10 protein-coding genes and 2 pseudogenes are annotated in these 8,918 nt (G+C 39.9%); 8 read left to right on the top strand and 4 right to left on the bottom strand.

What is annotated here, in order from left to right:
* Positions 1–186, bottom strand: a 186-nt coding sequence (locus B2W49_RS04125) for a transposase (protein ID WP_291334786.1), incomplete at its 3' end; no start/stop codon positions are given.
* A gap of 78 nt (positions 187–264) precedes the next feature.
* Here B2W49_RS04125 and B2W49_RS04120 point away from each other — a divergent pair.
* On the top strand, positions 265–831 hold the full coding sequence (locus tag B2W49_RS04120) for a cold shock domain-containing protein (RefSeq protein ID WP_291334784.1): 567 nt from the start codon (positions 265–267) through the stop codon (positions 829–831).
* A 38-nt stretch (positions 832–869) separates the two neighbouring features.
* Here B2W49_RS04120 and gigC read toward each other — a convergent pair whose 3' ends face one another.
* Positions 870–1,751 carry a LysR family transcriptional regulator GigC gene (gene gigC, locus B2W49_RS04115; RefSeq protein ID WP_236162525.1) on the bottom strand — a complete coding sequence of 294 codons (882 nt, stop codon included), beginning with the start codon at positions 1,749–1,751 and terminating at the stop codon, positions 870–872.
* A gap of 85 nt (positions 1,752–1,836) precedes the next feature.
* Between gigC and B2W49_RS04110 the strand changes: the two genes are divergently transcribed.
* Complete coding sequence (locus B2W49_RS04110) at positions 1,837–2,598, top strand: ferredoxin--NADP reductase (RefSeq protein WP_236162526.1); 762 nt, start codon at positions 1,837–1,839, stop codon at positions 2,596–2,598.
* An 817-nt stretch (positions 2,599–3,415) separates the two neighbouring features.
* Here B2W49_RS04110 and B2W49_RS04105 read toward each other — a convergent pair.
* Entirely contained in the window at positions 3,416–3,838 is a 423-nt protein-coding gene (locus B2W49_RS04105) for a hypothetical protein (protein WP_230245208.1), read from the bottom strand.
* 206 nt (positions 3,839–4,044) lie between these two features.
* On the opposite strand from B2W49_RS04105, the gene B2W49_RS04100 reads away from it, so the two are divergent.
* From B2W49_RS04100 to B2W49_RS04085, 4 genes are all read left to right on the top strand, one after another.
* Positions 4,045–4,323 (top strand): hypothetical protein, encoded by a 279-nt coding sequence (locus B2W49_RS04100; protein ID WP_291334778.1) that lies wholly within the window; start codon positions 4,045–4,047, stop codon positions 4,321–4,323.
* Between the two features lie 258 nt (positions 4,324–4,581).
* On the top strand, positions 4,582–6,309 hold the full coding sequence (locus B2W49_RS04095) for a mechanosensitive ion channel (protein ID WP_291334776.1): 1,728 nt from the start codon (positions 4,582–4,584) through the stop codon (positions 6,307–6,309).
* A gap of 97 nt (positions 6,310–6,406) precedes the next feature.
* A complete protein-coding gene (locus B2W49_RS04090) occupies positions 6,407–6,577 on the top strand; it encodes a hypothetical protein (RefSeq protein ID WP_291334774.1) in 171 nt (56 codons plus the stop codon).
* A gap of 185 nt (positions 6,578–6,762) precedes the next feature.
* Positions 6,763–6,915, top strand: coding sequence for a hypothetical protein (locus B2W49_RS04085; RefSeq protein ID WP_291334772.1), 153 nt, complete (start codon positions 6,763–6,765; stop codon positions 6,913–6,915).
* A 183-nt stretch (positions 6,916–7,098) separates the two neighbouring features.
* Here B2W49_RS04085 and B2W49_RS04080 read toward each other — a convergent pair whose 3' ends face one another.
* On the bottom strand, positions 7,099–8,301 hold the full coding sequence (locus B2W49_RS04080) for an NAD(P)/FAD-dependent oxidoreductase (protein ID WP_291334770.1): 1,203 nt from the start codon (positions 8,299–8,301) through the stop codon (positions 7,099–7,101).
* 210 nt (positions 8,302–8,511) lie between these two features.
* On the opposite strand from B2W49_RS04080, the pseudogene B2W49_RS04075 reads away from it, so the two are divergent.
* Both B2W49_RS04075 and B2W49_RS12175 read left to right on the top strand, forming a co-directional pair.
* Positions 8,512–8,706 (top strand): annotated as a pseudogene (locus B2W49_RS04075) (IS5/IS1182 family transposase); the annotation flags it as partial.
* Between the two features lies 1 nt (position 8,707).
* Positions 8,708–8,917: pseudogene (locus B2W49_RS12175) on the top strand (hypothetical protein); the annotation flags it as partial.
* Position 8,918 lies beyond the last annotated feature (1 nt).

Raw genomic sequence — 8,918 nt, 5'->3', positions numbered from 1 at the left:
ATGATGGCTGAAGATCCTGATCCAAGGACTGACAAGGTTGGCATTAATACTATGTTGCAGTGCGACCGAAGCGATCGAGGTATTAGGATTTTTACAGGCATTGACAATACTGAGTTTGAATTCTTTGCTGTATGTTCTGCGTTTTTTAGCAACAGGAGGTGTTGCTGAATATATATCCATGTTCATGGATTAAGTCCCCACTTGTTTTTAGGTGGGAACTAAATTAAGGCTTATAGGATCGCTTGGTAAGGCTGTGTTAGCCGGATGCTTACAATAAAAACTTATAACGAAGAACGAGGCTTTGGTTTTATTCAAATAGAAGGAGAGCCTAAAGATTTGTTTTTTCATATTAAAGATTTTCCCAATAAAAATATTCCACTAAAGGTTGGAGAAAATCTAAAATTTCGTAAAGTAGAAGAAAATGGCAAGTTCAAAGCAGATAATATCGTCCGTCTAGATATTAAAGTTGCAGTCGAAAGGCATACGCCTCAATCAAGGGCAATTCATACCACAAAGCAGAATCATAAAAGACAGCAGAAGTCTGAAAATAACTCATCCAATTTTGTGACTTTTATGGGTATATTGATTATATTCGGCTTGTCTTATGCAGTATTTAATAAGTATCAAGCTTGGCAAAATAGTCAGCCTGAAGCTTTATCAGTACAAAAAGCAGTAGAAGTTCCAGTAGTCGAACAGAACTTTACTTGTGATGGGCGTGAGCACTGTAGTCAAATGACGTCTTACGAAGAGGCGTTATTCTTTGTAAGAAATTGTCCAAATACTAAAATGGACGGTGATGGTGACGGCATACCATGTGAGAGTCAGTTTTAATTGTTAAAAAAGAGTACCTTGACTGGTACTCCTATGAACTATTTCGCGTCGCAAAACTTCATAAATGCTTTTAAACCAGGTCCTTGGTATTTCTGACGGTGTACCAACATGAATAACGGGCGCGTCAATTGCCAGAAAGGTGTATCCAAAATCACCAATTGACCTTTTTCTAGTAAAGGCTCAATCGCCAATCGTGAAATACACGACACACCAATTCCACCTGCGACAATTTTTAAAATCGCTTCGTTATGACCCAAAGTTAAACGAATATTGGCATCAGGCAGGTCTTTTAAAATTGCATTGTCAAACACTTCACGGGTGCCTGAACCTTCTTCACGTAAAATCCATTCGGCATCTTCAAAATCTGCAATGCTTAAGGAACGGTTTAACTGTGCTAAAGGATGACTTGGTGCACAGCACACAGCAAGTTCATCGTCACGCCAATGAATACATTGCAGTTGTGGTAAGTGACAAGAACCTTCAATCAGTGCTAAATCTAGTTGAAACTGGTTCACAGCTTCAATCATTTGGCGAGTATTGCCCACTTGTAATTGTAAATGCGCCTGAGGTTGAATTTGCAAAAAGTCTGCCATTAAATCAGGCATCAAATAGTCACTGATGGTCAGCGTTGCGCCTAAACGCAAATCAATACTTTGTAGCTCGCCTTTAGCAGCTTGCTCAAAAGCTTCACAACGACCCAAAATTTCTAAGGCTTGTGGCAATAAGAAACGACCTAAATCGTTCAGTTGTAGACGCTTACCCAAACGGTCAAACAGTGGAGCGCCTAAGCCATCTTCCAAATCTGCTAAGGCCATGCTTGCAGCACTTTGGGTGAGCTTAACGGCATCACTGGCTTTAGTTACTGTCCCTTCCTGGGCAACTGCTACAAAAACCGCCAACTGGCGTAAAGTCATGCGCATGAATCAAGCCTTAACATTTAAAAAATATTCATAAATTACCCCGACATGCTAACATGAGCACAGTCTTTCATGCCACGCTCAAATCATGTCAATTGAAAAATTTACTTTAGAAAAAGTGCTTTCGGTTCATCGTTGGACCAACACCTTATTTAGCTTCACTATGACCCGTCCTGCACATTTTAAATTTACCGCAGGGCAGTTTGCACGTATCGGGTTAAAAGTGGGTGATGAATTGGTGGTACGTGCTTATTCGGTGGTGTCATCACCATTTGCTGAAACTTTGGAGTTTTTTTCGATTGTTGTGCCAGATGGTGCGTTTACTTCTAACTTGCAGCACCTTCAAGTGGGCGATGAGCTGTACTTGGAAAAAATTCCGTATGGTTTTTTGACTTTGGCGCGTTATCAATTGCCTGCACCACACGATTTATGGTTACTGGCCACAGGTACAGGTCTTGCCCCATTTTTATCCATGCTGCAAGACTTTGAAACATGGACAAAATATCAACATATTTATTTGGTTTATAGCGTGCGTACCGAAGCCGAATTGGCTTATGTCGATAAAATTCACGAAATTGCCGAAACTTTTGGCGAAGGGCATACAGGCTTTGAATTTATCCCAATTATCACCCGCGACCCTCAAGCTGCTTTGCATGATCGTTTACCTGTGTTAATTGCAAATGGTGAACTGGAGCAGGTTGCAGGCAGTGTATTTAACCCTGAAACCAGCCATGTAATGTTATGCGGTAACCCTGCTATGGTCGATGACACCAAAGAAGCCTTAAAAGCACGTGGTTTAAGTATGAATCGCCGCGGGGAAGGCAATATTGCAGTTGAAAATTATTGGTGAGGATGGGATGCAGCTATTTAAATAACCACTGTTTAAATTTATAGCCAATCTAGGCTTCATGTTTCATATTTATAGTCGCATATACCATACAGGCTGAAATTCTGGAAACTCAGGTATCTGTGCAAGATCATGTGCTCAATTTAAGATGGACCAATTAGCTGTCAAACCAGTGCACCATTAGCTGAATTACTTAAACAGTCCGACAAGATTAAAACCTTAACAATCAATAGTCGTGGTGGTGAGATCGGTTTCGCATTGATTTGGGTAATTTGGTTTATGATCATCAACTTGATGTACAAGTTGGATAGTATTGCTGTTGTTCTTGTGCCAATTATGTGTTTGCTGCGGGCAAAGTAAAAGATTTAAACTTGCGTAGCCCACTAGGTGGCATGTGGCGATTTTTAAAAAAATGCAATTTGACAGTGCCGAAATGGAGCAAATGTATAACGAATATATTGGCTCAATCTGCGAAAGAAACCGCTTTTTTCAGAAATTCAAAGTTCAGCAAAGCTAAACCATTGCAAGGCAGGCGCTTGAATATGAAAAATAAAACGCTGGGACGTTTGGTGCTATACGTCTAATAAAATACAAATTTTTGTAACTATCAGGTGCGTTTTACGCTGTTTTTGGATGCCTAAATCAAGTTTAAAAATAAATGTATTTTCACAATTCGCTAAAAATTAGGTGTTGATGTAACTTTCATCATCCAGACAAAAACCTCAACTACAACGTTGCAGATGAGGTTTTTGCTTTGTACGATTCCAGTTTGGAAAAAGCTTTTGAGGGCAATGCTTGAAAGTGATTTTTTTGAAAGAGATTAGTGTACAAACATATCCATATATTCACGGATTTCCTGAATCGCGCTATCGACATCACTACTTAGCCAAGTCGGTTCGAAAAAGCCTGCATAATGTTCTAAGCGTTCTTGAGGAACCACCAAACGCACAGGGCATTCTTCTTCAAGTAAGCGCCACGGCAAAATTGGCACTTCATTATCCAAAAATGCAGCAATGTTGCGAATATCAATGATCATGGCATTTACACAATCTGGAAATGGCATGACCGAAAATTCTTCGGTACGACGACGAAAATATTCTAAATCGCTCCAGTTAAGCAGATAGCTTGGCTTGCTAAATTCAATAATACCAATCAGATGCCCATCACGGGTATAGTGCAAGGCACATTGATGAGTGACGTCAGTGTCAAGATCAAGCGATACACTTTGTTGACGATACGCCATAAAGCTTTAAATACACAAAAAACGGGCCATGATTATAGCGCATTTCCACACTTGAGGCAGATTTGTCTGCATGGACGGATCAGTGAGTATGGGCGATTCACATTTATTACATCTATTCACCATCTCACTATGCTTTGTGACACAAAGCATTGCAGCAGCTTGTTAGTATAAAAATTCACCAGATAAATATTTTAAGTGAGGGGAACATGCCACATGATTTTAATAAACCACCTCATGTAAGTTCCACTGAGGAAATCACCCGTAAAAAACGTATTCCAGTGTTTATGCTGATATTGGTGGGTATTTTTTTATTGGCATTGCTGATTTACATGATGGCGGACCGCAAACCGAGTCCAAGTGATGCACCGCCTGGGCATCCTAATCCTGAAGTTCAACAAGCGACACCCAATAGTACAACAACAGGTACAGCAGGGGATGAAGCTCGAGCAGTGGACAGAGATACTGCCACCGCAACTGATCAGTAGCGATGAGTTACATGAGTTGAAAAAATCGCCCCATAGCATTGAAGCCTTGCATTATGCAGGGCTTTTTTGTGGGTTTTCGCAAGTTTTATTGACACTCCTTTGTAGAATTGTTGCGATTCTGCATCCTAAGGTTGAATAAAAAATATGCAAATTCTATGGTGAATAGAGCTTTACTCAATAATTTGAATCGATAAAAAGCAGTTTTGCGCCGTGGTGCAAACCTAAAAATGAATCTAATCACCATGAGGATTAAACAAGATGAATGATTATTTTAATGGGAACCTACATGGCAGAGCTTTTGATGCCATGTATTATTGGGAGCAATTTCAACCCATTTTAGCTGCAGTCGCAATTTTACTTGTCGGGTGGGTGATTGCATTATTGGTTGCGGGTGGAATTAAAAAGGTTCTACAAAAATTAGGCACCGATCAAAAGTTATCAAATGCAACGGGGCATCGTTCAAATATTGAACTGATTGTGTCACGGGTCGTGTTTTGGGTGATTTTAATTATTGCGGTCATTGGTGCGCTGAATGTGTTGAATCTGACCAGTGTCAGTGGGCCATTCAGTAATATGATTCAGCAGTTCTTACTGTTTATTCCTTCTTTACTGGCTGCTGTAGCCGTTGCTTTTATTGGGTGGATTTTGGCAAATCTGGTCAAAGTGGGGATGCAAAAACTGTTGGGACGTACCCAGTTGGATGAAAAACTCAGTACCGATGTCGGTGTGAGTGGCTTGAGTCAAAATATCAGTGAAATTGTTTATTGGCTGATTTTATTGCTGTTCTTGCCAATTGTGTTGTCAATTTTAGGCTTAAACGGTCTGTTGTTCCCTGTGCAGAACATGGTGAATGAAGTTGTGCTGTATTTACCAAACATCTTCATTGCAGGCGTGATCATTTTTGTTGGATACATTCTGGCAAAAATTGTGCGTGGCATTGTCGAAGGTTTATTGGGCAGCCTGAATATTCAACAGCATGCTGAAAAAGTCGGCATCTTCAAAAACTCAAATTTACCTAAATTACTCGGTTCGTTTGTTTTCGCCTTAGTGATCATCACCGCCTTGATTATTGGTTTTGAAGCACTTGGAATTGAAGCCATTTCTCAGCCTGCGACTGCCATGCTGTATGAAATTATGAATGCAATCCCGCATATTATTGCGGCAGGTCTGATTCTTATTTTGGCTTATGTGGTGTCACGCTTTGTATCCAATATTGTGGTGGAAGTGGTTGCAGGCACAGGAGTAGATGATATTCCTGCCAAACTCGATTTACAGCGCTTTTTAGGTATGACTAAAATTTCATGTGTGGTTGGTTATCTGATCGTATTCTTTACCATGCTATTTGCGGTATCTGAAGCGGCAAACCGTTTGGGCTTTGATCAAGTCAGCGGCTTGATTGCCATGTTTATCCAGTTTGGTGCAGATATCCTGTTGGGTGCTGTTATTTTGGTGGTGGGTTTCTGGCTCGCGAACTTGGTCGCCAAAGTGGTACAGCGCGGTGAATATAACAGCTCACGTTGGTTGGCAAACTTAGTCCGTATTTTAATTATGGGCTTGGTGGTTGCCATGGGCTTACGCGCGATGGGTATTGCCGATTCGATTGTGAATTTGGCCTTTGGTTTAACCCTCGGCTCTGTTGCAGTGGCTTTCGCACTCGCCTTTGGTTTAGGCGGTCGCCAACCTGCAGAACGAGTGTTAACTGATTTGATTGATAAAGCCAAACGTGAGGCGAATCAACCGAATCCTTTGCACAAAGCAGAAACAGCAACGACTACACCAACATCAAACGTGATGACACCTATTGTATCTGAGCAGCCACAAACCTCTGTAAGTGATGTGACTACAACACCTGAAGCGGCAACTGATCATGCTGTGCCAGATACCTTAAAGGTTGATCCTGAACATCCACCAGTCAATAACCCATTTGGTTCGACAGGTGAGACTGAGCCAGATGTCGATGAACATCCAAAAAATGACCCGAAATAAACTGTTCAAATTTTGATTTGAATCAATAAGATGATCGACCAATCACCGTATTGGTCGATTTCTTTTCGGTATTCATTAAAAAAAAGAGGAAACGATAATGTCTAAATCAGCACCTAATAAGTTTTTTGCCCCAATCGTGATTGTTGGTATCACCATCGGTTTTTTTGTTGCAGCTTATAAGTTTGTCTTTGCTAAGCCAGCAGCAACAGAAAAATCAACTGAAAATATTGAAAAAAGTTATCTAAAAGAGGATAGACCAAGCTCTTAAATTATGTTAAAAATTAATCAACTTTGACAGGAATAAGTCAAAGACTGATTTTGGATAATCAGATTAATAGCTTGGAAGGCTTAATGAGCGTTTAAAGGGGGAAATATAAAATTTGGTTTTTAACCGAGCTGAAATATTTAAGTCTTAAAATTCGCGCAAGGATGACAATAATGAGAGAAATCAATATGCTAAATAAACTCCGTATCAGTTTAAAAGTTCAAGTGGTAAATTCGTTACCTATGCATCAACAAAGTGCAGTCCTCAAAATGCAGCAAACTGAATCACGTTTGGCAAACACGCCAAAATTGGTATTATTTCGTACCGATTATTTAGAATAAAATAACAAGATTCACGTATTGCTCAGTTTTATAGTGCGTGATGCTGTTCATTAAAGAAAAAGCCAGTTTAGAAAAACTGGCTTTTGTTATTTTAAAATTTGATTCGCAACATCAATATTGATTCATTTTGACTCGAAGCATTGCTATCACATGCTTTAATTGAATGTTTCATATAAAAGCTGCTTAAACATACTCCGATGCTGCATGTGCAGATGACCATGCCCATTGAAAGTTGTAGCCACCTAAATGTCCTGTCACATCTAAAACTTCACCAACAAAATACAAGCCTTTTTGTTTTTTACTTTCCATAGTTTTAGAGGAAACTTCTTGGGTATCCACTCCACCTAAAGTAACTTCGGCAGTACGATAACCCTCTGTACCCGATGGTTTAACTTCAAAGGCATTTAAACGTGCTGCAATCTGTTCTAGCTTGTCATCACTAATATTGCCAACTGCAGTTTCAGAAAGCTCTGGCCAAATTAGTTGCTGTAACTCTACTACTACACTTTTTGGCAAATGTTCACTGAGCAAGGTGCGCAGTAAGACTTTAGGACTTTTTTGCTTTTTATCTTTAAAAAAGTCGTAGAGTTCTAAATAAGGCAAAAAGTTAATTTTAAAATTTTGCCCGACATCCCAATAATTAGAAAGCTGTAAGGCACTTGGTCCACTCAAACCGCGATGTGTAAATAGCAGAGCTTCGGTAAAACTATTCAATGAATTTGTTAAAGTCGCTTCCACCGCATTACCGCTTAAACGTGTAGTGACTTCTTTAAAGCTGTCTGAGAAGGTAAAAGGCACTAAGCCTGCTCGGGTCGGGTAAACACGATGACCAAACTGTTTAGCAATTTCATAGCCAATTCCAGAGCCACCTAAAGTTGGAATAGATAAACCACCTGTTGCAACGACCACTGCGCTTGCTTGGAAATAACCCAAAGTCGTTGCAATTTGGAAACCTTGATCTTCTAGGGCATTCACTGCTTTGACTTCACAATTGGTTTGAATATTGACCAAATTGGTTTTTTCACATTCGGCCAAGAGCATGGCTAAAATTTCTTTAGCACCTTTTAAAGTGAATAATTGTCCGTGTTTACGTTCTTCATATTCAATGCCGTATTCGCAAACCAAACCAATAAAATCCCAGTTGGTATAACGGGTGAGAGCAGAAATGACAAAATGTGGATTATGTGAAATATAATGGTTTGGCTCGACTTCTAAGTTGGTGAAGTTACATTTGCCACCACCAGACATCAGAATTTTTTTGCCCACTTTATTGGCTTTTTCTAGCACCAATACTTTACGACCACGTTGTGCTGCCATATAAGCAGTCATCAGCCCCGATGCACCCGCACCTAATACCAAAACATCATATTGATTTGCAGTTGCCATGTTGCACCGAGAGAAATGAGAAAGCGCATTATTATAGACTTTATCGTTTGTCGTTGCCGTTTTTTTGCATTTGAATTGTGATTTATATGCCTATCTTTCAATAAAGCATGAACTATTTATCATAAAAATAGATCATTGCTGTGATGCACTCACTTCGGCTTTGTTGCATAAACCTATGTGTAAAGGCTTTTTCAGCAGTATGAATTTCAAATGAAGAAGCCTACACACAAAATCTACCGCACAACCCATTGGTCTTTATATAACCGAGCACTCGTTAATCGCGGAAATATGGCTATGTGATTCGATCCAACTACGCAATGGTATGCTCCATCAAAAGGCAAACAAAGACGAAATCAAATCTACTCCGACGAAGCCATCCAAGGCTGCTTAATGATTAAATCCTTGAAGTTGGGTTGAAACTAAGATGCATTGCATCAAATGATGAGGAGATAAACTCAGTGCAAGGCGTTTTGATCGCCAAGTCAAAGAGATTCATGCACGTGTAGCAGTTCTCAACAGATGTACGCAATTAGGTCTGACCTTACCCAAATTGCGCTTAAATTTGCTGATTTGTGGCGCTTTGCCTTTCAAATCTTTATGCAACAAAGTCTGTTGAA

Source organism: Acinetobacter sp. UBA801 (assembly GCA_002296655.1).
Taxonomy (GTDB): Bacteria; Pseudomonadota; Gammaproteobacteria; order Pseudomonadales; family Moraxellaceae; genus Acinetobacter.
The sequence above is the reverse complement of the archived record's forward strand: the minus strand, read 5'-3'. Positions and strand labels throughout refer to the sequence as shown.